We start from the raw sequence: 24,132 nt of genomic DNA, 5'->3' as shown, positions 1-24,132 counted from the left end.
TCGTTTAACATATATTTGAAAAATCGCAAAAATAAATTATCGATACTCACTGTGTGGGCAAAATGGGGATTGGCCGCTAAACTTTGTTTCGAAACGCTATTTTCTATCACAGCAGACTGTCTATGAGGCCAGGGCTACTAAAATGTTTGTATTATCCGTAGCCTCAAGGAGATTTGGCGTTGAAATCCAATTCCGACTATAAAGCCAGCATCCTCATCGCCGACGATGTGAAACTGATGCGGGACATCCTCCGCACATATCTGCAATCTGCCGGTTACGAAGTTCAATCCGCCGAGGACGGGCTCGAAGCCTGGCAGATGTTGAACAGCAGCGAAAAGCCGTTTGACATTGTGGTTACCGACCGCAACATGCCGCAGATGGATGGAATGGCCTTATTGGCCAAGATCAAAGCTGACCCGCGCTTTAGCGATCTGCCGGTTATTTTCCAGACCGGTGAATCATCGCGGGAGTCGATCGTGGAAGGCATTCAAGCCGGGGTTTACCATTACCTCACCAAGCCCTACGACGAAAAAATTTTACTGGCTTTCGTAGCGGCAGCGCTGGAAGACAGCCGCCGCCACAAGACTTTGAGAACCCGGATTAGCAACAAAAAGGTGGCGCTGGGTTTATTGAGAAAAGCGGAGTTTTCTTTCCGGACCTTGAGCGAGGTCAATGGCTTGACCGCACTGCTGACCGGGTTGTCATGCAACCCGGAAAAGGTCGCCACCGGGCTTTCCGAATTGCTGCTCAACGCAGTCGAGCATGGCAATCTGGGCATTAGTTATCAAGAAAAAACCGAATTGGTAGGTCAAGGTTGTTGGCGGGAAGAAATCGAGCGCCGACTGGGTTTGCCCGAATATAAAAACAAATTCGTGCAGGTTAAAATCGTTAGAACACCCACTCAGACCATCTTTACCATCAAAGACCAGGGCAAAGGCTTCGATCCATCTCCTTACCTGGATTTCTCCCCGGAACGCGCCTCCGATCTGCATGGCCGCGGCATAGCCTTGTCGCGAATGCTGAGTTTCGACTCACTGGAATACCTTGGAAACGGCAATCAAGTCATTGCCACCGTTAATTTACCGACCTAGGTTCTGCGCTTAAACAAGCTGGCTTACAGGCACTTTTCCAGTAACTCCAAAGACAAATCCGCCACTTTTGGTGTCCACATCTCGGGATTTATCGGAAACGCTTTGCTGATGCCGGTACGCCGATAGCCGCGCCGTTCGTAAAACGCCATCAGCTCGGCCCGACAAGGGATCACCGCCATCACCAAATGATTAACTCCCCAAGTTTGCACGGCCTCTGCTTCCGCCGCCGCCAACAAACGCTTGCCAATCCCCAAACCTTGCATAGCCGGCGCGACCGCCAACATGCCGATATGCCCCTGTTGATCGACTTTTTGTAAATGCACCGAACCTAACAAATCTCCCTGCCGCCGACACTGCAAAATCATAGACCCCGCACCGGAGATTAAGTCCAGAATATCCGCCGCATCGGTGCGTCGGCCATCCAGCAAATCGGCTTCGGTGGTCCAACCCTGCCGGCTGGATTCGCCGCGATACGCCGCATTGATAAACTCCGCCAATTGCTCGGCATCAGCCGGTTTGGCTCTGGTAAATGTCAGTTCCAACATGATTAACCTCAAAAAAACTCGCTGCTTCGGCAAGCTACCTTACGCACAAACAAAACCTTGCCGAAGCAGAAAAAATCCCCGCCTTGCTGCTAAGGTTTATGGGCAATAACCTACGTTCTTCTTCCCCCACCAAGCCTGGAGCCCCAACATGAAGCCATGCCCAAAGTGTCATCGGGATGTGCTGCCCGCGGAGGAAACCTGCCCGCACTGCGGCATCGTCTTTGCCAAATATTACAAATACCACGGCGATACAAACTCCCCGGCGGCGGAACGCCCACAAGTTGTCATTACTCTTGAAGCCCCCGCAGACACCCTATTTGGCGACGACGCCTACCGGGACAACGAAGCCATTTTTATCGGCCGCTGCCTATTATTACCAGGATTTTTGCTGTGGAGCTGGTTGCTGATTACGCCGGGTCTGGCCAGCAATGCGGTCGGCGCATCGTTTCTGCATTTGGTCAACCTGCCGTTTCACGAAGCTGGCCATGTGATTTTCCGGCCGTTCGGGCAATTTATCACCTCGCTGGGCGGCACCCTCGGCCAAATTCTGATGCCGACGATTTGCATGTTGACCTTGCTGCTAAAAACCCGCGATCCGTTCGGCGCCGGCTTGTGTTTATGGTGGGTGGGCGAGAACTTCTTGGACATTGCCCCATATATCAACGACGCCCGCGCCGGGCAACTGCCCTTGCTGGGCGGCAATTTCGGCCATTCCGCCCCTTACGGTTTTCACGATTGGGAATATTTACTGACCGAATCCGGCCTATTGGCCCAGGATCATGCGCTGGCTAAACTCGCGCAGTTACTCGGTGCAATGTTGATGATAGCGGCGCTGATCAGCTGCGGTTACGTGTTGTTCAAACAGCGACAAAAACTGACTGGCTCAAAACCCGATTAACGGGAAACAATTTAGCCCAACCACGCTTTCACTTTGGCCTTAACCTGCGCTTTTACCTGCCGCGACCAACGGTAAATCTCGGTATCGACAATCTTGGCATGCGCCCATTGCAGCCAACCCATCACGGTGTGATAAACAAAAGCGATAAGTCCGAAGGTCAGCAACTGCGGCTTGGTCAATTTAAACACCCGCGACACCAGCAAGGTACCGAGCAACTTGGCGAACACTTCCAATAAAATGCCTTGCAACAACAGGCCATGTACTATCAAAGACAGCGCAGCCAGATTCAGCGGAGTGACGATCAATACCGGAATCGTAAATGCCAGCAAAGCCATGGCCGGCGAAGTTTGAGCCAACCAACGCTCAACACTTTCCAGCCTCAGCAGTAGCGCCAGATAGTGCCCACAAGCCGACAGGAAATCCCACAACCATTCCTCGATGATCAGCAGGATGGCCAGCAGCGTAAGCAGGAGTTTTTTCACGATTATTTCCCGATAGTTGGACTCGGACACTATAACCAAGCGCACTTGCGCTTGTCGTCAATTTATTAATCCGGCCCGCTTTATCGCTGGTATGCCCTTCGACAAGCTCAGTACCCTCAAGGGCATAAAGGCGAATGGTATTCAGGACCGGGTAATAGCCGGAATGCGTAGCTTAGCGGCAATCCGCTAACAGCCTAAGCAACACTATGATTTGATTCCGCTTGCGCCGACAACTGGGCAATCATCTCGGCAAATCGGCGCAAGGTTTCATTGTCAGCTTGCAACATTTGTAACAGACTGAGCATGCCACGCGCTTCTTGCCAATCCTGTCGGCCCAAATTTTCGTACAGCGTCCGATACAACTGTTGGATCAAGAAGCCATGTAACAGCTTGGCTGCCGGCGTTTGCTTGAAACTCAAGGAGCGCAGCACCGCCGGCACCGCGATAGCCAAGCGTCCGGCCCGCGTAGTTTGTAATGCGACGCCTAGCCACTGCTCGGCCAAGCGTTGGCTTCGAAAGATGTGCTGCAACTCCGCACCGCAACGCGGGCACGCCGTGGCCGCACCGAGCCGGGCATTGCAGGCCGGGCAGCGAGGTATCACGATTCCAGGTAATAAATGATGTCGTTCAAGCGCTCGACCGGCTGTTTCAGACCGGCCTCGTCACCGCTTTCCAGACACGTCGAGATAGCTTCGATCAGATCGACCATGTCTTCCTTGTCTTCGGCGGAGACGGTTTCGAACAAGGATTCGGCTTTCTTGATCGCTTGACGCGCGGCCGCCACGGCCGGGCTTTCCGGCGACAACCCCGCTTCGCCGGCGGTTTCGCCGAACAAACCGTCGATACGCCGTTTAGCGCCACTCAGTTCCCCGCTATCGAAGCGGGAAATCGCGTTACTGATGGTGATGGCTTTTTCCTTGCCGGAGGCTTTCTCCCGAGCCGAAACATGCAAGATGCCGTTCAAATCCAGGTCCAGCGTCAAGGTGATGACGTTGCCGGCCGGCACGTCCAACAAACCTTCGACCAAAAACTCGCCGATTTCGACGTTGTTCAGCGCATCCGGGTCCTCGCCTTGAAAAATCCGCACGTTCACTTCGCGCTGATTGTCGTGATAGGTCTCGAAAGCTTCGGACTTGCGCACCGGCAACACGCTGTTTTTATGTACGATGGGCACGTACTGATACGGATAGGGCATGCCGTCCAGATAGCCTACCGCACAAGTGCCGAAGCTGTATGGCGTCACGTCGACCAAGACCGTACCGATGTCCTCGCCGTTAATCATCGCCGCCTGCATTGCCGCCCCCATCGCCACGCACAGGTCGGGATCGACTTCGCCGTGCGGCTCGAAACCGAATTCGTCGAACAAACGCTCGCGTATGCACGGTGTGCGCGTCGAACCGCCGACCAGGATGATTTCGTCGATGTCGGAGGCGATCAATTTTGCGCCCTTCAGCGCGATGTGGGTCGCGTCCAGCGTGGCGTTGATATGGTCGGCGATCAGGTCTTCGTATTCCGCACGCGCCAATTCCATCGTCAAATGCAGCGGCGTGCCTTGGCGTTCCAGCAAATATTCTTCCTCTATCGTCGCAAACGGCTCGTCGGACAAGCGCAGTTTCGCCTGTTCCGCCGCCCGCACGATGCGCGCCATCGCCTTGCCGTGCGGCTCGACTTCGATCCCGTACTGCTCGCGGATATGCGCCAGGATGCGATCGACGATCAGTTGGTCGAAATCGTCGCCGCCCAGGTGATTGTCGCCATGGCTGGCCAGCACCTCGACGACGCCGCTCTGCACGTTGACCACCGACACGTCGAAGGTACCGCCGCCCAGGTCGTAAACCAGCATGCGTTTGGCATCGAGCTGGCCGGCACCGTAAACCAGCGCGGCGGCGGTCGGCTCGTTGATCATCCGCACCACCTCCAGCCCTGCGATTTCCCCGGCTTCGCGGGTGGCCTGGCGCTGGGCGTCGGAAAAATAGGCCGGTACGGTAATCACCGCCTTGACGATAGGCCGGCCGACATAGGCTTCGGCAATCGCCTTCAAACGCTTCAGGATGATCGCGGAGACTTCCTGCGGCGTGTAAGCCTGACCGGCCATCGTGACTCGCGTATCCTGACCCATCAAACGCTTGATCGACTTGACGGTGCGCTCCGGATATATCAGGTATTGATTGCGGGCGCTGGCGCCGACCAATATCTCGCCGTTATCGTCTAGCCCGACGAAAGACGGCAAAATCTTGCTGCCGTTGTCGGCGATCACCGTGACCTCGCCGTTTTCGACAATCGCCACTTCCGAGTTCGTGGTCCCTAGATCGATGCCGATGATGATGTCGTTCATATGTGTTCCCTGAATGCTTAAAGTTTATTGACTTTGACTTCCGCCAATCGCAACACTTGATCTTCGAGTAAAAATCCCTTGCGCAGTTCTTCCAGCACGACGGCGTTTACCTGCGAGGGATCGGAGCCGATCGCGACCGTCGTCATGGTCCGCGCGTCGAAGGGCTGGCCGACGCAATCGATGGCAAACACCCGCCGGCGTTGCAGCATCTGTTCCAAGCGCTTCAATGTAATTTCCTGGCCTTCGCCGACGCTGGCGATGAAGCGCACGTCCTGTGGTTTGGAATGCCGGAACAAGCCATCGACCGGCCGATACTGCCGCACGGCCCGATAGCCGGCATCGAGCCGGTCGTAAATATCCAGCCATTCCAGCAGCAGGGCTCGCTCGTCCTCCCGGCGTTGTTGCTGCAGGCGTTCGTTGGCTTTCGCCAGTTCGTCCACCAAGGCTTGATTGTCGGCTTTCAGCGTGGAAACCGCCTCGCTCAAACTATCCAGCGTGGCTTTAAATTGCCGCGACTCGGCTTTGACTTCGGTTTTCAAGCCGGCCAAATCGCTGAATAAGGCGGTCAAATCCGGTTGGTCGATTGCGGTCAGATGGGCGAAGTCGGTTTCCTGTAGATAGTGCTGCAAGGCTGTCAGCAACTCGTCTTGCGGGGTGTCTGTCGTCATGATGGCGTTTTAGTCAATTGAGCGAGCGATTTTTCGATGGTCAGCGTGCTCGCCAGCTTTAGGAAATCGTCCGCAGGCATAGTCTCGCCAGTAGCCGATTGGCCGAAGGCTTGCGCCAGCAACGTGTCGAATTCGACACGCGGCATAGCAAACAATGCATGGCGCAGCCGACTGTCTTGGTCTTTAATCGCTTCGAAAGCCTCCTGGATTTCGCGAAAGCGCGCGGGATCGCGGTCGGGCGGATTGTCCTTGACCCGCTGTAAATAGGCTTGTTTGATGTCGGCGTCGCTAGTTTGTTCGGGCACGCCCAGAATGTCATACGGTGAAATCATAAGCACTTAATTAAAAGGCAGCGAATACTGCGGTGAGTCGTGGTTGAAGCGGGCGACGATGTCGTCGAAACCGACGCCGATCTCGAGTTTCAGCTCCTCTGCGGCGGCGTATACCGTCACACACCATAGGAAGTCTTGATTCATGAACAAGATCGCCAGGTTTTGCTCATCGCGGCCATTGCCGTATTGATGCATGATTTGGGCGACGAACTGCTCTGGACCGCGCTTGCGCACCAGCTCCTCGATTTTCTTTTCGATACGCTTGAACACGGCGTCCGGAACGTGGCCGAACAAATCTTCAATCGGATCGTCGCTAAACGGCGGCTGGTCGAAGTCGTCCGCTTCATCCTGCATCGGCAAATACTCAGGCACGCCTCTGGCCCGTTCGAGCAGGCGCGCGATCAACCCGGCGGTCCTGTTGTCGTTATCCGCCCGCGCATCTGCCAACCCGATTTCCAAGCGGTATAAGCTCATTAAGTCTAAATGGCTGGCATCGCCTTGGCATTCGGCCAGCGTCCGGTAATACATCAAGGCCGGCGTATGTCGGCGAGCCTGAGCCATTTTGGCGCAGTGCTTCAATAGCTCGAAATGACCGACGCTTTCCAAAGCTTGGCACCAGGCAAGCAGCAGCGCTTCATGGTCCAGTAGCCATTCCACCGACTTTTTCAGCGGCGCTTTGACTTTGTCCAAGGCTTTCAGCACCAGGCTGTTATCGTCCAATTGCTCGTCGTAATAATTCAGCAAGCCGATCAGCCGCTGCAATTGCGGGGCGGACAGCAGATAGTCCTTAAACGCCGGCAGCGCGCGGCTAAGCCCCTGTGTCGGCAGTTCCAGCAATCCGGCTTCGATCTGCGCTTGCACATGCATATTAACCGGATCGTCATAAAGGCTTGCCAGCGTATCGGCGATGCGTTGCAAGCCTTGGGCTTTGTCCTCGGCATGCCACAGATAAAATCCGCGCAACAACTCGGCTTGGCGGCGCAGGCTTTTATCGATGGTTAATTGTTCGGCCGCTTGAATTTCCTTTTCCACCAAATGAAATTTTTCGGCTTTCACCAAGCGGCGGGCATGGGCCATGTGATTGGCAAACAATAGCTGTTTAGCCAAGGTATTGACCGGGTCTATCTGCAACAAGGCTTTAGCGTAAGCCGCCGCCTTTTTAAAGGCTTTTCTCGCGGCGGCGGATTTGGCCGCCCGCACCAGCAGATCGGTATCGTTGGGAAAACGTTGCAAGCCACGTTCCAACCAGTGTTCGTACTGAGCCGCATTCGGCCGCTGTTCCTGGTAAACCGTTAACAGTTTTAGATAGCTTTGCCGGTCGTCGGGGTCGTACTCCAGGCTGTCGGCCAACATTGCGGCCGCTTCGCCGGAATAAGCCTTGTCGGCCATATGCCTGAGGATCAACGCAATTTTTCGGTCATTGGCCGGCCGGTCTTGTTTCAGAATATCGATGCAGCGTTGCCAAAAAAAACCGGCGTCGTAGGCGTTTTCGGCTTGCTCGTGCAACAAGGCCTGCAAGCGGTTTTCCTCGAACGGGTCCTTGCTGGCGAAGTGTTTGAAATAGTCTTTTTCACCGCCCGGATACTCGGCCAAGGCCCCCAGGCAATAGGCTTGCGCGGCAGCGTTGCCGAATACGTCGCGATATTGCAGGACCAGATTGAAGCGGGTCTTGGCGTCGATCTGGCCGTTGAGTTTGACCAGCGCTTCCGCTAACTGAGTCTGGCGGGCGTTGAGACCTTTGGCCTGAGCAACGATGCGGCGCTGATTGTGTTCCAGACTCGACAGGCTGGCAACGAAATCCGCGCCGGATTGCCGATACGCCAAGCAGGCCTTAGCCAGCGGTTGATAAGGCGATTCGTCGGGGATTTTGGCTAAAATGGCGGGTGCTTGCTCGATATCCGCGCCAGCCAGCAGCTGCGCTTTCAGCAAGCCCCGCAAATCGCGAAACGCCGAACGAAACGGCAATGGTTTCAAGGCCTGCTCGCAACGTTCCCGTTCGCCGTTGCGATACGCCGCCAGCGCCGCGCTTACACACTCCCAATGTTTACGCAGCGCGGAATCCTGGGGCAAATGCGGCAACAACTCCGTGTCCCCGGAAACCAGTAGCATCCCCAGAAATGCCGAAAGCACTGGAAACTCTTCGTCCAACTGCCGAGCATTCAACCCATCCAATAGGGCGTAAGCTTTGCGCTCGTTTTTGCCGGCCAACAGCCACAACAGGTAAGCATCTTGCGCTTGCAGCGGCGGTTGCGCGTTAGCCGCGTAATTTTCCCAAAGCACGCAGGCTTCCTTGAACATGGCCTTGGCCGCCATTCCCCTGGCCCGTTGCAGATAACAATCGGCCAAGCAGCGTTTGGTTTCGGCGTCGGCCGATTGCTTTAACAGTTCCTTGAATAAATCGCTCGCTTCCTTATAGCGCCCGGCGGCATAGTGCGCCTGCGCTTTTTCCGGTAATGACGATTCCGAGAGCCCGGCGGAAATTTTCTGGATGATTTTTTTCACGGCTGTTTAGGGATTAGCCCTCGCTTTAAAAAAGAACATTATAAAGCAGCACCTGCATACTAGGCCGGTTTGCTTTCACGTCCAGACTTCGATTCCAGTTCCTTTGAAGAGTCAGTAATGAACGATGGATGTTCACAGACTTTTTTGAACTTTAAGGGGATAGCTTGCGAATCGGCTGTTGAGCTAACTGACATTCTGCCGGATGCGAACGAGCAAAACCGACGCCAAGCAGACTGTCGATAGTGGTCCACTCGTTGGTGTTATTGGGACCCGGGTATCGTGTCAAAAATGCCCGTTATCCCGTCTAGAACTAGTGAGCTCCAAAAACAGATTGACGCAAACTTATAACCCTAATGTACAGGATATGCAGACCTAGATAATAACTAGTCAGGCATTTGTGGATTCGACACTCCCAAGCGGTAGTAGTCCACTTTTGTCAAGTGCAAAAAATCACATTTTTTATCTCACGTTAGCTGCATTCTATAACTGTCGATGTCTTAGTTCGCGCTAAGACGGGCAATAAATCAGGCTTACTTTTAATAATGCCTGTTTAATTATTTCCATGGTCGTAAACTTTTATGGAGACGGCAGAAATGGCAAAAATTCAATTTGAAATTCAAGGGGCTAATCAACTAGCACCAATCAAATCTAATAGCTTTGCAAGAGTAATACGCGGAGGTGCGTTATGACTATCTGGTCTGATCTCGCCAAGTTCGAGGTAAACAAAAATTTTCACGACAGTATTTTACGTTGGTTAAGGATTGATATCCTTGTGGTGGCCGACACCATCGTGTCTTTCGGGCCGGAGCATGACCCGCGCAACCTAAATGAAGATTACTTTGGGATGAGCCACCTTATTGGTGTGCTGGAGCAGGAGGGCAAAGTCACCAAAGCCCACCGCGGAGCTGACCCGTTGACCGCGCCGGGCGTCATTGAGAATTTCCGCTTCAACGAACATAACCTCAATGATTACGACCAAATCTGGTTACTCGGCTATGGCTCCGGCACCCTTCCCGATCCTGAACAAGCCGCCATAGCAGCATTCATGAACCAAGGTGGTGGTGTATTTGCGACCGGCGACCACGCCGGCCTCGGCTCAGCATTGGCTGGCTCGCTCCCTAGGGTGCGGTCCATGCGCCATTGGCAGTCACCCCCACCGGCGCTGGGACCTGATCGAGTCGATACTACGCGGCCTGATGTGAATGATGTTGTAGTCTTTGAGAATCAATCCGACGACATTCCGCAGGTTCTCCGCCTGAAAATGTACGAATGGTCCCGCCGCAGATGGTTTCGGGAGGTCTATCCGCATCCTTTGCTGTGCAGCCCGTCAGGCGCCATCACAGAATTCCCGGATCACATGCACGAAGGGGAAGTCGTCATCCCCGACAATCTCGATGCCAAAATAAGTGTGGGCGGCATGACGTTTGACGAATATCCCAAAGACAGACACGGCAATCGGGTCTCGCCGGAAGTGGTAGCGTGGGGCTGGACAACAGGCCGCGCCGACCCGGAAGTGATGCACGGCATCCATACGGGCGACTCAGAGACAGCCACACCGCGCTGGACGGGCACGATTGGCGTATACGATGGACATCAGGCAGGGGTTGGTCGGGTAGTCGTCCATTCGACCTGGCACCATTTCTTCGACATCAACCTAATTGGCGACAATGCCGCCAACCGTCCGGGCTTTTCCGACCCAAGGGCGGCGCTCTGGCGGAAGGGCTTTACGGCGTCCCCCAATGGGTTGCGCATATTGGGACAAATAGACCAGTATTTCAAAAATATAGTCCATTGGTTGTCGCCCGATGTCGGCAGGATTTTTAGATTCAATGCCATGGTAGCCAATCTCGCAATGAGCCATCATATCCGCGAAATCCTTGAGAACGGCAGTGGTTCGCCAGCATTGATAGGCGCTTATGCCTGGGATTACGTTTTGCGCCTCTATCCCCCCTGCACAATAATTGAACTAGTAAATATCGTGATTCCAGAAGTGGTCCCCATCCCTTGGGGTCCTTGGGGCGATCCTGGTCCGGGCCCGGATCCTGGCCCGGACGATGCCCCCATGCGGCATTGGCCAATACCGCCGCGACAGCTTGCACAAGCGGCACTTGGCGGCGCATTGCTCGGCTTCAGCCAGATTGAATCAATTGATGAAATCGATCTGGAAATTGGCATGGAACGGGTACGCATGGGTGCATTGGATGCCGTCAAAACACTCGTTGACAGCGAACATCGCCGATTAAACGCCGAGTTAAAACAACTCAAAGCCATCAAAAAGCAATTTGAACACGGTGGCTGCCAAGATCATAAGGAACGGCTTTAAGGCCGTAACCAGCTTAAGGCGGAACGCGCCAGCGGTTCCGCTAAATGAGTAGGAATAATAACTACTTGGCCTAACAAAACGCTCAAGCCGACCCGCTTCCGCTTCACTCCAGCGGTCGGCTTAGCTCTATGCTAGACGAGCAATTTTCGGTATTAACCGGACATTCAAAAATCCACGCGATAGACGGCTCTTGGCCTAACGCAGCCGACAATATCAAGCACCCACCCCTAGTTATTCAATCACCCCACACTAAGCTCACTCAACAATCCCGGATTTTAGTAGCCTCAGTAATTGACGCCCAGGCCGCGATCACCGAAGATCAAGGCTTTTTCGGGAGCTGTGATGAGTGACAACGACTTTATTCTCTCCGCCGCCGGGGTACGCATGCCGGGCATTATTTACGGCACGGCCTGGAAGCAGGAGCGTACCGCCGCACTGGTGGAACAGGCGCTAACACTGGGGTTTCGCGGCATCGACACGGCTTGCCAGCCCAAACATTATCACGAGGCCGGCGTTGGCGAAGGCGTGTCGGCAGCTTGCCGGACGTTGGGCTTGCAGCGATCCGAGCTATATTTGCAAACCAAGTTCACGCCCTTGAACGGTCACGATCCGCTGCGCATTCCTTACGATGCCAAGGCCAGCTTGCCCGAGCAAGTCGCACAGTCCTTCCAGGTTTCGTTAAAGAATCTGCAAACCGATTATCTGGATGGCTTGGTACTGCATTCGCCGCTGGCGGATCGCGCGCAGTTGTTGGAGGTTTGGCAAGCGCTGGAAGTTATCCAGCAAAGCGGTGGCGCCAAACAGTTGGGTATCAGCAATTGCTACGATCCTAAATTATTCGAATTTTTGTACGATAACGCCACGGTTAAACCGGCCGTATTGCAGAACCGGTTTTATGCCGATACCGGCTACGACAAACAGCTGCGGGCGTTTTGCCGGCAGCGGCAGATCGCTTATCAAAGCTTCTGGACACTGACGGCCAACCCCAAAATCCTGGCTGACGCGGCTGTAAAAACGCTGGCGGAAAAATACCAGCGCGGCCCGGCACAAATATTCTTCCGCTATTTAACGCAGAACGGCATCGTGCCTTTAACCGGCACCACATCCGCCGAACATATCCGCGAGGATTTGGCTATTTTCGAGTTTGAGTTGAGTAGCGCGGAATGCGCGGCGGTGGAGGCCTTGCTTTAAGCGAGGTTCGACGTCGCTAAGAATCAATAGCCAATTCCCAAAAAAAGCCTCTCCCCCGGCAGAGGCTTATAGAACAGCGGTAAGTCACTGATTTATAACCCTCATCCTAACCTTCTCCCGAAGGGAGAAGGAACAAAACCCCTCTTTTACGATACCCCCGAGGAGAGAAGCTTTTCTTAAAGCCCACAAGCTGCCAAGTTTGTAATGGATCTCTATTGACCTGACCCATCATCAACTGATTTGCCCAGTTAACGGTTAAGGCTTTTATAATAACGGGAACCTTGCCTCTTCAAGCCCAAATGTCATGCTGATTAACCGTTATCTGCGTCAATTTGCCTACCTATGCAGCGGGCTTTGCCTGGTGCATGCCAACGTGCTTGCTCAAGGAAACCCGGCCGACATCGAAGCGACCAACGAATTGCTGCCGCTAAGTTGGGAGGAACTCACCGAACTGGAAGTATCCAGCCTGGCGCGGCAGGAACAAACGGTTAAAGACAGCCCAGCCGCAGCATTCGTCATCACCTCGGAAGACATCCGCCGTTCCGGCGCCACCAGCCTACCGGAAGTTTTGCGCATGGTGCCGGGCATGAATGTCGCCAAAATCAATGCCTGGAATTGGGCGGTCAGCGCGCGCGGCTTTAATGATTTGTACGCCAATAAGCTGCAAGTGATGATAGACGGCCGCAGCATCTACGATCCATTGATCAGCGGCGTGTATTGGGGCCAGCAAAACCCGTCGCTGCCGGATATAGAGCGCATCGAAGTATTGCGCGGCCCCAGCGGCAGTTTGTGGGGCGCCAATGCCGTTAACGGCACCATCAACATCATCACCCGTTCGGCTCGCGATACCCAGGGCGGCTTGCTCAATGCCGGCGGCGGCACCGAGGAACGCGGTTTCGGTGGGATTCGTTACGGCCAGAAATTGTCGGAATCCACTTTCCTGCGCGGCACGATCAGCACGATGGTGCGCGACGCCAGTATCGATCTGGCCGGCCAGCAAGACACCCACGACACCGGCGATACCGAGACCGCCAATTTTCGGTTGGACAGCCAGCTCAGCGCCCAGGATAAATTGATGCTGGAAGCCAACGTCTCCCGTTACCGGCTGGGCGGCTACTATATCGGCAAAACCTCGACGACCGCGCCGCTGTGGCAAAACGACGATTTCGGCAGGGACGGCGTGACCGGCAGTTTGCAGGGCAATTGGTCTCATCGCACCGACAGCGGCCACGACTGGCGACTGAATATGGCGTTTACCCAAACCGAATGGCAATTGGCGATGAATCGGATGAGCCGCTCGCATTACGATTTGGACTTTCAACACACCCTGCCGGCCATCATCGACAACCACAAACTGATGTGGGGGGTGAACTATCAAAATATCTCCGATAGTTTCGATAACACGCTGACCCTGGGTTTCGAACCCGAGCAATTAACGCAGCACAATGTCGGGGTATTTTTACAGGATCAAATCGGCTTGACCGACGACCTGACCCTAACGCTGGGCAACCGGGTGGAGCATTTCACCTTCACCGGCTGGGAAACCGAGCCCAACGCCCGGCTGCTGTGGACACCCAACAAACAGCACAGCCTGTGGGCCGCGGTGTCGCGCGCCGTGGTCCTGCCGAATAGGGCGCAACACAGCATTCGTTTATTCAAACAAATCCCGGATACCAACCGATTTTTCGAAGCCAAAGCCAACCCGGACATGCTCACGGAAAACTTGCTGGCCTACGAATTGGGCTGGCGTTGGCAAGTTTCCACTAGTCTGGATATCGACAGCGCCTTGTTTTACAACATCTATGACCGGATGCAAGGCACTAAATTTACCAGTGTGACCTATAACAACCCAACGTACGGCAACATCAAGCAGGCCACTGTGGCCAATTACCGGCAAGTGGACAGTTACGGCCTGGAGTTGGCGCTCAATTACCGGGTAAACCACGATTGGCGGCTACAAGCCTCTTACAGCGCCAACCAATTCTCGGTCAATTACGATAAAAACCAGCCCTGGTTTCGCGATCCACTCACCGAAGAACATTTCAATCCGCAACACAATCTCTCACTGCGCTCTTTATACAACCTGACCAGCGAAATCGAACTGGATGCCTGGGCCCGCTATGTCGATGAAGTGTATATCGATAGACGCAGCATTCCGGCCTATATCTCGCTGGACTTACGCCTGGGCTGGCATCCGCACAAAAATCTGGAGTTATCGATAAGCGGGCAAAATCTGCTGGATGATCAACATCCTGAATTCAGCGACGTGCTGTACATACCGGTCGCCAGCCAGATTCAACGCGGCTATCTGGCGCAAATCTCCTGGCATTTTTAAGACAGGTTATTGCGCCGATGCGTCTGCACACCCTTTTGCTACTCAGTGTCTGCGTTTGGTTCGCCGGTTTCGCGCGCGCGGAGGAAAATAGCCAAAGCCGGGAGTTTCAATTAAAGACTGCCTATCTGTTTCATTTCGCCGAGCTGGCTCAGTGGCCCAGCGCTGCGCCGGTGACGATTTGTTTGCAAGGCCGCAGCCTGTTACGCGCCTACTTGCCGGTTTTGGAAGGCCAACAAATCAACGGTAATGCGGTGCATGTCAATTTGGCCGACGCCCCCGACATCACCCAATGCAGCATCTTGTTTCTAAGCGACCTAGTCGGATTAACGCCGGTATTAGCCGAGCAAGCCCGGCAACATCATGTGTTGTTGGTCGGCGACGTGGAAAACTTTGCTAACCACGGGGGTATGGTGCAATTTACGTTGCGCGACAACAGGTTAAAACTGGTGGTAAATTTAGCCGCGGTGAAATCAGCCGATTTAAAGCTGAGTTCGAAATTACTGCGGATGGCCGAAATAATAGAATGACAGCGTCAACAAATCCTCGCATTTCCATCAGCCGCAAGCTGGGTAAAATCCTGCGAGTGATGGTGATGTTAAGCCTGATGGTAGCGACGGTGTCGCTGTCGATTCGGGAATATTCGGCTTTGCAGCAGAACATTGGGCAAAAATTGACCTTGACCGCGAATATGATCGGTCAAAACAGCAGCTTTGCCTTGTTGTTCGACGATAATCAAACCGCCCAGGAAATATTGGATGCGCTGGCCCACGATCCGGACATCATCGCCGGGCAAATCCAAACCCCCAGCGGCGTCACGCTGGTCCGTTACGCAAAACCGGCAAGCAATTGGCACGGCTGGTGGCCGGCCTGGCTGTCGAAAACCCGGCAGATCACGCAGCCGATTTTGCATAAAAATAAACAGATTGTCGGCCACATTACCCTGGTTGCCGATCTGAAACGCGCCTACCACTCCTTGCTGTTCAATACCCTGATTAACACCGGCATTATTTTGATCGCCTTGAGCGTGGTGGCCTTGTATGTGCAGCGCTTGCAACGTTCGTTTTTAGGCCCGCTGTTGAAATTGGCCAATACCGCGCGGCAAATCGAAAAAGACCACGATTACAGCCGGCGCTCGGATTATGCCGGTAACGACGAAATCAGCGATTTGGCCGAAGCCTTTAACAATATGCTGGCGCAAATCCAGGCGCACGAGACCGACTTGGAAAGCCAGGTGCGAAGCCGCACGCAGGAGCTTGAGCTCGCCAAGCGGGAGGCGGAATCCGCCAATCAGGCCAAGGGCCAGTTCCTGGCCAATATGAGCCATGAAATCCGCACGCCGATGAACGCGATTGTCGGCTTGGTGGAACTGTGCCTGAATAGCGAACTGAGCTTTAAACAACGCGAATATCTGAAACGGGTCGAGTCGTCCGCGCAGTCCTTGATGACACTGATCGGCGACATTCTGGATTTCTCCAAAATGGAAGCCGGCAAAATGCAGATGGAGACCATACCCTTTCTGCTGGAAGAGATGCTGGAGCATGTGTTTTCCACCATGCTGCAACTCAGCGCGAATAAGGGGATTCAACTGATCAGGCCGCCGGTCGGCGAGTATCACGCGGTAATCGGCGATCCGCAAAGGCTGCGGCAGGTGTTAATCAATCTCATCGGTAACGCCATCAAGTTTACCGAGCACGGCGAGATAACCGTCAGTTTCAACGAAATCAGCCGCGATGCGCACTCGGTGCGTCTGCAATTTGCCATCAGCGACACCGGCATCGGCATCACCGCCGAACAGCAAACCAAATTGTTCCAGGCTTTTAGCCAGGGCGACAGCAGCGTGACCCGCAACTACGGCGGTACCGGCCTGGGCTTGATCATATCTAAGCAGCTGATCGAACAAATGGGCGGGACGATAGAGGTCAGCAGCGAACCCGGCGTCGGCTCCACCTTTACCTTTAATGTGCTGCTGGGCGCCACCGATTTGAATACCATCCGTAATTTCCAAATCCGCCGTCACCGTACCAGCATAGACATCGGTAAATTGGCGCGGCTGCAGGGGCGGCGGGTGTTGCTGGTGGAAGATAACGAAATCAACCGCATCGTCGCCATCGAGCTATTGGAACAAGCGCAATTAGCGGTGGATATTGCCGAAAACGGCGAACTGGCCTTGGAAAAGTTGCGGCGTAACGACTACGACTGTGTGCTGATGGATGTACAAATGCCGGTGATGGACGGCTATCAAGCCACCCGGCTGTTACGGCAAATCCCGGCTTGCCGCGACCTACCCGTCATTGCGATGACCGCCAACGTGATGCACGGCGATCATCAACACTGCCTGGCCGCCGGCATGAACGACTTCATCGGCAAACCGATTCTACCGGCCACGCTTTACGAAACCTTATTGAAATGGATTAAACCGGTTGCCGACCAGCCTTTGGACCTGCGATAGCATTAATCAACGCCCTATTTACCCCAAGGCATCACCGGCACCGTCGATACACTGTTGGCCGGCGCACCCTCGATCACTTTGCGGCTGATCGCCAGATATACCAGGGTGTTGTGCTTGGCATCCCATAAACGGGTAATGTTGGTGGACTTGAAAAACAGCGAGGTGCTTTCCGAAAACACGGTTTCTTCCGTGCTCAGTTTAGCCGGCAATGTGATCGGCCCGGTTTGCCGGCAAGCCAGCGAAAATTCCGACGGATCTTCCGACAGACCCAAGCCGCCGGAAATCCCCCCCGATCTGGCCTGGCTGATATGGCAAATCACGTTAGGGATTTTCGGATCTTCAAACGCATCGACACAGACCTTGTGATTGGCGCCGATCAATTTCCAGGCCGTGGTTACGCAACCCACTTCATCGGCCCGCGCCGAGCTGGCCAGCATTAGCAACAATCCGCAGCCTAAGCGGCCGCTATGTTTTAAGGATATTTTCAGCATAAATTTCTCGCAGACAGTGAGTGGATCGAAAGGGTCAGACTCAGGGTAACAAGCGCCAGTCGCTAAAACAAGCCGCCTGACCAACATAGCGTTGCGCGCTATCGTGGACATTCCACACTACCGCGCGCTCGATCAAAAAGCGCTGGCCGGATTTGGCGATACGTATGCCGGAATAGTTGTCGATATAACCCCGGCTGGTGACTTGATTCAACAAGCGCTCCCGTTCCTCGCGGTTGACCGGTTCTGCCGAAAAGCGCGACGGCATGCCGATAAATTCCGGCCAACTTAGCTCGAATAAATTCTGCGCGGTTTGATTAGCGTAATTGAACAAAGGATCGGCGGCGGTGTTATGCGATAGCAGGGCGAAATCGACTTCATAGACTTGCCGGCCCAGCGATAAGCTTGCGGACTTTTCCAACAACGGCTTGCCCAGTAATTGCTGATAGCTGTGCAACAGCAATTGGATATGGGTTTCGTAAAAATCGTTTTCTTGGCTGGGTGCTGGCAAGTCGAGCATGGCTATCCGTTAAACCCCGGGCTGGTAAAGTTCTTTTTTATAAACTGCGCTGATTTGCCGGCCGTCCCACACATAACAGTAATGCGCGCCTTGCTTGACTGGCGCCAGCAAACGCGGTCTAAACACCGCCACACATTCGCCGCCGGCGGCTCGGACGCTGGAATAGACGACACCGTCCGCACCGTCCGCGCGTAACTGCCTGGCCCAGGCCTGCGCGGCGGCGTAATTGCCGGTGTCGGCGTCGTAAATTTCCGGTAATTCGGTTTGCCGGCCGCGAATGTCGTGCAAATCGGCATTTAAATCCGAGGCATAGCTGCGCATGTCGATGTCAATCGGCGCTTGTTGGGTCGCGGCCATAAACCGGTTGCGATGAAAACGGGTTTCGGCAATCGCGGTATCAATGTCCTTAGCGGCGTAATACACTCCGTAACTGCCGTCGCAAAACCGGCTGCCTTCTGGATTGAGATGAGTGAAGGCAGCCATGATAGGCGTGGTCCCCGGCCCGGCAATCCGATCCGCCGCCGCGACCAATCTAATTTCGCCGGCTTCGTCGCGCAGCCTGTCGTTAGTCAGCGCTTCAATGGCGAACACCACGTCCAGATCGGCCGGGTCGGCCACTCTGTCGAATAAACCCGTAGGCGGAAACCGGCTGGGCACCAAGCGCCAGCAGGGTCGCCAATCCACCTTACTGATTTTTGCAGGCAACATCAGGCCCAACCGCACTGCGCATCGAGATATTGGCGCACCACATACAAATCCGCCACCCGCCCGGACAGCATGCGTTGCAAAGCGGATTGCCCGGAAAACAGCGCGGCCTGATTAGGCTGATGCAACCAACCATCCGCCGCTTCCGGCTTGGGCAGTAAAATCTGCAAGGCTTTGTAAATCCCAAAGATGTAAGACAGCCTTTCCAGTTTATCGGCGTTAAGACTGGCGCTTTCCGGGTTCTTCTTCCATTTAAAATACGTGCTGCGCGAATCCAGCCCCAGTAACACCATGGCCTGCTCGACGTTCAAACGCCAAGCATCGGCGATATTAAAAAAGGTCCGTAATGCCGCGCTGGCGACCAGCGCGCTATCGGCGGGTAATTGCGCATGAGCGGTAGACAACATAAGTCCTCCAAACAACTTATCTAAACTTTGGTTTAAAATAAGTCTATTTATGGACTTTGTCAAAGGGGGATTGGTTTTATTCTTGGGCTTCGCCCGTTTCACGTAAAGCGCGTGCGGAAAATTTCAGGCGGTACGCCATGAGCCATCTTTAAGACACGATTTTACTTGATCCCAGGAATAGCCGGACTCTGGATTCCGCTCAAACTCAGTCATGCGTCGTTCCAGTTCGGCTTTAAGCGCCGGCGATACTTCCACAGCTTCAGGCACTGCGGCGACGCTGTCCCAAATAAGCTCAACTAGCTGAATGCGTTCCTGCAACGGAAGCTCGAGAATATCGGTAATAGAGATATTGTTCATGGCGGATACCGTATCCATTTTTGGTAAAAATCAAAAGCGACCCTTATAAGCGGCCCGACGATTTAAGTTCTTGCACTACTAACTCATCAACTCGATTATTCGGTGTGGCCGGCGAACAGAACGTGAGTTGGGGTGACGACAGCCCGAGTAGCTCAGATTAGCGAAGCGTAACGGAGGAACGACAAAAAATATGCGTCCGATTGGATGGGCGTCACTTTTCAGGCCTTTCGACGAAAGCGTTCACCCAGTCGCTGTATTGTGAGTCCGGTGGCAAAAGTCCTGACTTTAGCGGCCCGGAAAAATCAGCCTCACTTACGTTTGGCAATTGTTTCGACGGCTTCTTGGTAAGGGCTGCTCTTACCTTGGCTCCATGTTTCATGAGGTCATTGCAAAGCTGATAGCTAAAGTATGATAGATCATCGGTATAGCTATATATGGCCTCAACAAGATCCGGGTACTCCTGGTTCAAATGACCACCCGGAAGAGGTAGACCGAAATAGTAGTGCGCGTAGTTGTTCTCAGGAATTTCGCCCGATGCAAATTTTTGGACAAGTTGATCACGCTTCGCTATTGCACCACTCAAACCGATTAGGGACTGCTCGATTACTGCAACGAGAGCCAATGGCCTGCCGACTGCGGAGAGTTCCTGGAACACTAAGTGCTTCAAAGTTTCAACCGGCAAAATTGGAGCCGGGTAAGTGCGCATATCCATTTGGAGATGGAACTCAACATCCGATGCAATTTGCTTGGCATTCCGTTTGTCCTTAAATGCCTCCAAATCTCCCCTCAGCTGTAGAAATGCATCATGCATTGGTCGAACATGCTGCTTCTTTAGTGCGAGTGCCGCATTGCAAATCGTATGGGCGACCATAATCGCGGCGTTTGTGTATCGAAGCTCCTTTAGACTTTCTTCTAGCTTCCGTGAACGCTCAACAATGCGCTGTGCACCAAGGGCACCACCAATAGCGCCGGTTAAACCACCGACAAATGCTATGACGATGTTTGAGTTCAAAAATTGCCAGCCAGCGGTTCCCGCGGAAGATAGGAATGAAGTGATCGAGTCTATGCACATAGCAGGATAAGTTATGGTTACGCCCAACGTTCGAATTAAAGGTCAACTCAGCAGGAACGCTTGAAAAGAGCACGACATCGTTTGTCTTATAATCCCAGCCATCTGCCGGATAACTCCTTATTACTGCGTTTTCCAGACTATCGCTTTCGCTGAAATAAACATTTTGGCTCGGTGTTGTTTGCAAAGATAACCTAAGACCCAAACTAATCAAAGAATATTCCAACGCTCAACCTCTGTCAGTCGGTTTGTCTAGCTGCCCAAGCGCCTCCAAACGATTTGGGTTAATCCTGTTCCGATCTCGACTTCCAGGCCGCTCGGGCCACCAAAATCGCTGCCGTTAGAAAACCGACCGTGGTCAGGGTAAAACTGACGCCGGCCTGAATCGGGAAGTGCGGTTCGACCGGTAAAGCGGAGGCCGCCGGCTTGGCCGACAAGCCTCTTAGTAAAAACGACAGCGGGTTGAAAAATGCCCCAAAGCAACAAGCCGCCACAACCCATGCCGGCGGAGCGATGGCGTATTGCCGGAACAATAAAAAGAAAATGAACAGAAATTGCGCCATCATCAGGTAATCAATGTGGGCGCGGATAACGTCCGCTCGTTCGACCAAATGGCCGGCCAATGCGCCGTCGGGAAAAAACAGCGTAAAACCCAATACCCAGGCGATGCCCAAGGCTATCGCCAGGCAGAATATGGCAAACGCCAGTAGGAATACGTTGGCCATCGGTTCGGGTGGAAATGTTTGCTTGCTCATGATTATCCTCAAAGTAATGGGGAGCTTAGCCCCGCTGATTGAATGCCGGTTAAGGCAAACGCCCCAAGCCCGTTGCCAACAACCTGTGCATTGACTAGACTGCCTGGCAAACTGCCGGCGAGCCGGACGCGACAGGGAGCTTAAACGATGACTAATACACCAGGCTTGTATGAACGTGCTACCGCCGTCCCTTTCGATGCGTTGTGGGACATCAGCGGCGGCCGCACGTTTTTTTGCGGCCCGCTGTATTACAACGCCAACCATCAACACGGTGCCCCGGTGTTTCTGGCCGGACTGTATGGCAAGTTTCGTTTGAAAATAGCGGGTAGCGATTGGCTGTCTTGCCGTACTGCGGTGATTCCGGCCGGTGTGTGGCACGAGCTGGATGTGGGCGGCGATCCGCTGGCGGTGTTTTACATCGAACCGACCATTGCCGGCGTCGAAGCACTACTGCCCTTGACCAGCAACACCCGCTCGGTCAACGGCGCTTTGGTGGGTTACGGCGGTGAAATCGCCTTCATGCGCGATCTGTACGAGGCTCGTTACGATCCGCATTGGAGCGCGCAGCCCTTAGCCGATTTGCTGGATTTTTCGAAACGCCGGTCTCAAGCCGACAGCTTAGACCCACGCATCGGCGAAATCGTTGAATTTTTATTCGCGCACGGTGACGACCTGACCTCGATTATGACGCTGGCCGCCCATGTCGGACTGTCGCCGTCCCGGTTTCAGCATCTGTTCTCCCAGCAGATCGGTGTGCCGTTTCGCCGTTATCGCAGCTGGAATCGAATGCGGCAGGCCATACAACAAGTGATCAAGGGCCACAACTTCACGACCGCCGCCCATGCCAGCGGATTTTCCGATTCCGCCCATTTCAGCCACGAATTTCGTAAGACCTTCGGCGCCGCGCCCACCGTAGGCCTGCATAATTTGGCGCGGCTGCAACGCTAACTCAACCAAACTCCCTAACTAAGCCTGCCAAAATCCGCAAACCGAGCTCGGCCTGTCCAGCGTCGGCGTGACTGAAATTCAGACGCAGCTGGCCGCAGGCCTGCACATCCACCGGCATGAATGGCTCGCCGGGCATAAAGGCCACGCTGGCTTCGATAGCCTTGGGCAACAGCTTGCGAGTGTCGATTTGACGGTTCAGCGTCAGCCAGAAAAATAAGCCACCGGGCGGCGTTTGCCAAACGGCCAGATCGGAAAAATGCCGGCGTAGCGCGGCTTCAAACGCATCGCGGCGCTGGCGATAATGTCCGGCCAGTTCCACTAGCTGCTGGCTGCGATCTTGATCGTTCAGCTGTTGCAGCACCAACCATTGGCTGATGCGATTGCTGTGTAAATCGGCAGCCTGCTTCAGCCGGGTCAAAAAAGGCATTAATTCCGGCGACGCCACCAGATAACCCAGGCGCAAGCCCGGCGCCAGACTTTTCGAAAACGATCCCTGGTAAATCCACGGCGCGTGCCGCAACTGAGCACACACCGGCGTGCGCTCGCAGTCGTCATACACCAAATCACGGTAAGGGTCGTCCTCGAACAAAGGAATATTCGCCGCATCGCAGGCTGCGGCCAAGGCGGCACGTGCCGATGCATCCAAGCAACGGCCACTGGGGTTCTGGAACGTCGGAATTGCATAGGCAAACGCCGGCTTTTCCCGCTCAAAAGTACCCAGACCGGTAACCCCGGCATCGTAAGGAACAAAACGGGCGCCGAAAAAGCGAAACACCTGCAATGCCGCCAGATAGGTCGGCGCTTCCACGGCTACCGGCGTACCGGGATCGATGAACAGTTTGGCGACCAAATCGATGCCTTGCTGTGACCCTGACAGAATCAACACTTGTTCAGCCGAACATTGGACGCCCAAGCTTTGCATGTCTTCGGCAATCCGCTCGCGCAGTTCCGCTTCGCCTTCGCTGGCACCGTATTGCAGCATGTGCTGCGGCATGGCTTGCAGGTTGAATTGCGGAAAACTTTCCAACGATGGTAAGCCGCCGGCAAAGGAAATCATGCCGGGTCGGTCGACAACAGCCAGGATTTCGCGGATCGGCGACGGATGCAGGTCTTGGGTACGAGTGGAAAAGCGGATAGGATGTTGCAGTAAAAATGAGTTCATGGCGAGCGCTGATAAATGTCAATAAAGTTGACCTATAGCCATGCTAACGGCTGCCTGCCTATAATGTCAACATGGTTGACCAAATAGCCGCTATCGATACTCCCCCGATTGATGAAATGCCGACGCCGGAAAGGCGCGAAGCCGCGTTGCGCCTGGCGATCGAGCAGTTTTACTTCGGCTATCGCGCCTTTACCATACAGCCGGACCGCATCCTGGCCGAGCGCGGGCTTGGGAGAGTACATCACCGGATCTTGTATTTCGTCGGCCGCAACCCGCGGATTTCCGTGAACGCGCTGCTGGGCATGCTCAGCGTTAGTAAACAAGCTTTGAACGCACCATTGCGGCAGTTAATGGACATGCAGCTGGTCATGATAGACACGGCCGCGCATGACAAGCGGGTACGCGAACTCAGCTTAACGCCGGACGGCGCGGAATTGGAAGCGCAACTGACCGGCACCCAGATGCAACAGCTGCAAACGGTATTCGCGCAAGTCGGCGCCGAAGCCGAAGCCGGCTGGCATGAAGTGATGCGTAGCTTGAGTGCACAAGGCTGAAAGCCGACGGAGGCGA

At 54.3% G+C, this 24,132-nt stretch carries 24 protein-coding genes; 9 read left to right on the top strand and 15 right to left on the bottom strand.

What is annotated here, in order from left to right:
* Positions 1-179: 179 nt before the first annotated feature.
* The gene (locus ACWAU0_RS07340) at positions 180-1,091 is read left to right on the top strand and encodes a response regulator (RefSeq protein ID WP_319962154.1); all 912 of its coding nucleotides are present in this window, start codon (positions 180-182) and stop codon (positions 1,089-1,091) included.
* A 23-nt stretch (positions 1,092-1,114) separates the two neighbouring features.
* On the opposite strand, the gene ACWAU0_RS07335 is transcribed toward ACWAU0_RS07340, so the two are convergent.
* Positions 1,115-1,636 (bottom strand): GNAT family N-acetyltransferase, encoded by a 522-nt coding sequence (locus tag ACWAU0_RS07335; RefSeq protein WP_458138804.1) that lies wholly within the window; start codon positions 1,634-1,636, stop codon positions 1,115-1,117.
* 148 nt (positions 1,637-1,784) lie between these two features.
* Here ACWAU0_RS07335 and ACWAU0_RS07330 point away from each other — a divergent pair, with 148 nt between their 5' ends.
* A complete protein-coding gene (locus ACWAU0_RS07330; RefSeq protein ID WP_458138803.1) occupies positions 1,785-2,534 on the top strand; it encodes a zinc ribbon domain-containing protein in 750 nt (249 codons plus the stop codon).
* 11 nt (positions 2,535-2,545) lie between these two features.
* Here the strand turns inward: ACWAU0_RS07330 and ACWAU0_RS07325 are convergent, their stop codons facing one another.
* From ACWAU0_RS07325 to ACWAU0_RS07300, 6 genes are all read right to left on the bottom strand, one after another.
* On the bottom strand, positions 2,546-3,016 hold the full coding sequence (locus ACWAU0_RS07325) for a hypothetical protein (RefSeq protein WP_192392320.1): 471 nt from the start codon (positions 3,014-3,016) through the stop codon (positions 2,546-2,548).
* Between the two features lie 194 nt (positions 3,017-3,210).
* On the bottom strand, positions 3,211-3,618 hold the full coding sequence (locus tag ACWAU0_RS07320; RefSeq protein WP_458138802.1) for a hypothetical protein: 408 nt from the start codon (positions 3,616-3,618) through the stop codon (positions 3,211-3,213).
* On the bottom strand, positions 3,615-5,351 hold the full coding sequence (locus ACWAU0_RS07315) for an Hsp70 family protein (protein WP_458138801.1): 1,737 nt from the start codon (positions 5,349-5,351) through the stop codon (positions 3,615-3,617). Before ACWAU0_RS07315 ends, ACWAU0_RS07320 begins: the two co-directional genes overlap by 4 nt.
* Before the next feature lie 17 nt (positions 5,352-5,368).
* Positions 5,369-6,019, bottom strand: a complete 651-nt coding sequence (locus ACWAU0_RS07310; RefSeq protein ID WP_458138800.1) for a nucleotide exchange factor GrpE — start codon at positions 6,017-6,019, stop codon at positions 5,369-5,371.
* Entirely contained in the window at positions 6,016-6,351 is a 336-nt protein-coding gene (locus ACWAU0_RS07305; RefSeq protein ID WP_458138799.1) for a J domain-containing protein, read from the bottom strand. Before ACWAU0_RS07305 ends, ACWAU0_RS07310 begins: the two co-directional genes overlap by 4 nt.
* Positions 6,352-6,357: 6 nt before the next feature.
* A complete protein-coding gene (locus tag ACWAU0_RS07300; RefSeq protein WP_458138798.1) occupies positions 6,358-8,853 on the bottom strand; it encodes a hypothetical protein in 2,496 nt (831 codons plus the stop codon).
* Positions 8,854-9,538: 685 nt separating this feature from the next.
* On the opposite strand from ACWAU0_RS07300, the gene ACWAU0_RS07295 reads away from it, so the two are divergent.
* The 5 genes from ACWAU0_RS07295 to ACWAU0_RS07275 all read left to right on the top strand — a co-directional run bounded on the left by ACWAU0_RS07295 (position 9,539) and on the right by ACWAU0_RS07275 (position 17,151).
* On the top strand, positions 9,539-11,176 hold the full coding sequence (locus ACWAU0_RS07295) for a hypothetical protein (RefSeq protein WP_458138797.1): 1,638 nt from the start codon (positions 9,539-9,541) through the stop codon (positions 11,174-11,176).
* A gap of 342 nt (positions 11,177-11,518) precedes the next feature.
* Positions 11,519-12,367, top strand: coding sequence for an aldo/keto reductase family protein (locus ACWAU0_RS07290; RefSeq protein WP_458138796.1), 849 nt, complete (start codon positions 11,519-11,521; stop codon positions 12,365-12,367).
* 304 nt (positions 12,368-12,671) lie between these two features.
* Positions 12,672-14,702: a TonB-dependent receptor plug domain-containing protein gene (locus ACWAU0_RS07285; protein WP_458138795.1), complete on the top strand. Its 2,031-nt coding sequence runs from the start codon at positions 12,672-12,674 to the stop codon at positions 14,700-14,702.
* A 17-nt stretch (positions 14,703-14,719) separates the two neighbouring features.
* Entirely contained in the window at positions 14,720-15,229 is a 510-nt protein-coding gene (locus ACWAU0_RS07280) for a YfiR family protein (RefSeq protein ID WP_205452311.1), read from the top strand.
* Entirely contained in the window at positions 15,226-17,151 is a 1,926-nt protein-coding gene (locus ACWAU0_RS07275) for an ATP-binding protein (protein ID WP_205452312.1), read from the top strand. Before ACWAU0_RS07280 ends, ACWAU0_RS07275 begins: the two co-directional genes overlap by 4 nt.
* 14 nt (positions 17,152-17,165) lie before the next feature.
* Here the strand turns inward: ACWAU0_RS07275 and ACWAU0_RS07270 are convergent, their stop codons facing one another.
* From ACWAU0_RS07270 to ACWAU0_RS07240, 7 genes are all read right to left on the bottom strand, one after another.
* Complete coding sequence (locus tag ACWAU0_RS07270; RefSeq protein ID WP_205452314.1) at positions 17,166-17,642, bottom strand: CreA family protein; 477 nt, start codon at positions 17,640-17,642, stop codon at positions 17,166-17,168.
* A gap of 40 nt (positions 17,643-17,682) precedes the next feature.
* The gene (locus ACWAU0_RS07265) at positions 17,683-18,159 is read right to left on the bottom strand and encodes an MEKHLA domain-containing protein (RefSeq protein ID WP_205452318.1); all 477 of its coding nucleotides are present in this window, start codon (positions 18,157-18,159) and stop codon (positions 17,683-17,685) included.
* Positions 18,160-18,168: 9 nt separating this feature from the next.
* Complete coding sequence (locus ACWAU0_RS07260; protein ID WP_205452319.1) at positions 18,169-18,867, bottom strand: RES family NAD+ phosphorylase; 699 nt, start codon at positions 18,865-18,867, stop codon at positions 18,169-18,171.
* Positions 18,867-19,271 (bottom strand): MbcA/ParS/Xre antitoxin family protein, encoded by a 405-nt coding sequence (locus ACWAU0_RS07255; RefSeq protein WP_458138794.1) that lies wholly within the window; start codon positions 19,269-19,271, stop codon positions 18,867-18,869. The genes ACWAU0_RS07260 and ACWAU0_RS07255 overlap by 1 nt, the downstream gene beginning before the upstream one ends.
* A gap of 123 nt (positions 19,272-19,394) precedes the next feature.
* The gene (locus tag ACWAU0_RS07250) at positions 19,395-19,628 is read right to left on the bottom strand and encodes an addiction module protein (RefSeq protein WP_494522769.1); all 234 of its coding nucleotides are present in this window, start codon (positions 19,626-19,628) and stop codon (positions 19,395-19,397) included.
* Positions 19,629-19,839: 211 nt separating this feature from the next.
* Positions 19,840-20,640, bottom strand: a complete 801-nt coding sequence (locus tag ACWAU0_RS07245) for a hypothetical protein (RefSeq protein ID WP_458138792.1) — start codon at positions 20,638-20,640, stop codon at positions 19,840-19,842.
* A 341-nt stretch (positions 20,641-20,981) separates the two neighbouring features.
* Positions 20,982-21,452 carry a hypothetical protein gene (locus ACWAU0_RS07240; protein ID WP_458138791.1) on the bottom strand — a complete coding sequence of 157 codons (471 nt, stop codon included), beginning with the start codon at positions 21,450-21,452 and terminating at the stop codon, positions 20,982-20,984.
* Between the two features lie 147 nt (positions 21,453-21,599).
* On the opposite strand from ACWAU0_RS07240, the gene ACWAU0_RS07235 reads away from it, so the two are divergent.
* Positions 21,600-22,400 carry a helix-turn-helix domain-containing protein gene (locus ACWAU0_RS07235; protein ID WP_458138790.1) on the top strand — a complete coding sequence of 267 codons (801 nt, stop codon included), beginning with the start codon at positions 21,600-21,602 and terminating at the stop codon, positions 22,398-22,400.
* 1 nt (position 22,401) lies between these two features.
* Here the strand turns inward: ACWAU0_RS07235 and ACWAU0_RS07230 are convergent, their stop codons facing one another.
* Positions 22,402-23,562 carry an aminotransferase-like domain-containing protein gene (locus ACWAU0_RS07230; protein ID WP_458138789.1) on the bottom strand — a complete coding sequence of 387 codons (1,161 nt, stop codon included), beginning with the start codon at positions 23,560-23,562 and terminating at the stop codon, positions 22,402-22,404.
* Positions 23,563-23,633: 71 nt separating this feature from the next.
* On the opposite strand from ACWAU0_RS07230, the gene ACWAU0_RS07225 reads away from it, so the two are divergent.
* Positions 23,634-24,116 (top strand): MarR family winged helix-turn-helix transcriptional regulator, encoded by a 483-nt coding sequence (locus ACWAU0_RS07225; protein ID WP_205452335.1) that lies wholly within the window; start codon positions 23,634-23,636, stop codon positions 24,114-24,116.
* Positions 24,117-24,132: the final 16 nt, after the last annotated feature.

The sequence above is a fragment of the Methylomonas sp. Uni0009 genome, assembly GCF_054188105.3.
Note: the sequence above shows the minus strand (reverse complement) of the source record. Positions and strands in the feature narration are given on the sequence as shown.

Coding starts and splice junctions, on each gene's coding strand:
- ACWAU0_RS07335 (WP_458138804.1), bottom strand. CDS start 1,636: ATGTTGGAACTGACATTTACCAGAGCCAAACCGGCTGATGCCGAGCAA.
- ACWAU0_RS07330 (WP_458138803.1), top strand. CDS start 1,785: ATGAAGCCATGCCCAAAGTGTCATCGGGATGTGCTGCCCGCGGAGGAA.
- ACWAU0_RS07315 (WP_458138801.1), bottom strand. CDS start 5,351: ATGAACGACATCATCATCGGCATCGATCTAGGGACCACGAACTCGGAA.
- ACWAU0_RS07310 (WP_458138800.1), bottom strand. CDS start 6,019: ATGACGACAGACACCCCGCAAGACGAGTTGCTGACAGCCTTGCAGCAC.
- ACWAU0_RS07305 (WP_458138799.1), bottom strand. CDS start 6,351: ATGATTTCACCGTATGACATTCTGGGCGTGCCCGAACAAACTAGCGAC.
- ACWAU0_RS07295 (WP_458138797.1), top strand. CDS start 9,539: ATGACTATCTGGTCTGATCTCGCCAAGTTCGAGGTAAACAAAAATTTT.
- ACWAU0_RS07290 (WP_458138796.1), top strand. CDS start 11,519: ATGAGTGACAACGACTTTATTCTCTCCGCCGCCGGGGTACGCATGCCG.
- ACWAU0_RS07285 (WP_458138795.1), top strand. CDS start 12,672: ATGCTGATTAACCGTTATCTGCGTCAATTTGCCTACCTATGCAGCGGG.
- ACWAU0_RS07280 (WP_205452311.1), top strand. CDS start 14,720: ATGCGTCTGCACACCCTTTTGCTACTCAGTGTCTGCGTTTGGTTCGCC.
- ACWAU0_RS07275 (WP_205452312.1), top strand. CDS start 15,226: ATGACAGCGTCAACAAATCCTCGCATTTCCATCAGCCGCAAGCTGGGT.
- ACWAU0_RS07270 (WP_205452314.1), bottom strand. CDS start 17,642: ATGCTGAAAATATCCTTAAAACATAGCGGCCGCTTAGGCTGCGGATTG.
- ACWAU0_RS07265 (WP_205452318.1), bottom strand. CDS start 18,159: ATGCTCGACTTGCCAGCACCCAGCCAAGAAAACGATTTTTACGAAACC.
- ACWAU0_RS07260 (WP_205452319.1), bottom strand. CDS start 18,867: ATGTTGCCTGCAAAAATCAGTAAGGTGGATTGGCGACCCTGCTGGCGC.
- ACWAU0_RS07255 (WP_458138794.1), bottom strand. CDS start 19,271: ATGTTGTCTACCGCTCATGCGCAATTACCCGCCGATAGCGCGCTGGTC.
- ACWAU0_RS07250 (WP_494522769.1), bottom strand. CDS start 19,628: ATGAACAATATCTCTATTACCGATATTCTCGAGCTTCCGTTGCAGGAA.
- ACWAU0_RS07240 (WP_458138791.1), bottom strand. CDS start 21,452: ATGAGCAAGCAAACATTTCCACCCGAACCGATGGCCAACGTATTCCTA.
- ACWAU0_RS07235 (WP_458138790.1), top strand. CDS start 21,600: ATGACTAATACACCAGGCTTGTATGAACGTGCTACCGCCGTCCCTTTC.
- ACWAU0_RS07230 (WP_458138789.1), bottom strand. CDS start 23,562: ATGAACTCATTTTTACTGCAACATCCTATCCGCTTTTCCACTCGTACC.
- ACWAU0_RS07225 (WP_205452335.1), top strand. CDS start 23,634: ATGGTTGACCAAATAGCCGCTATCGATACTCCCCCGATTGATGAAATG.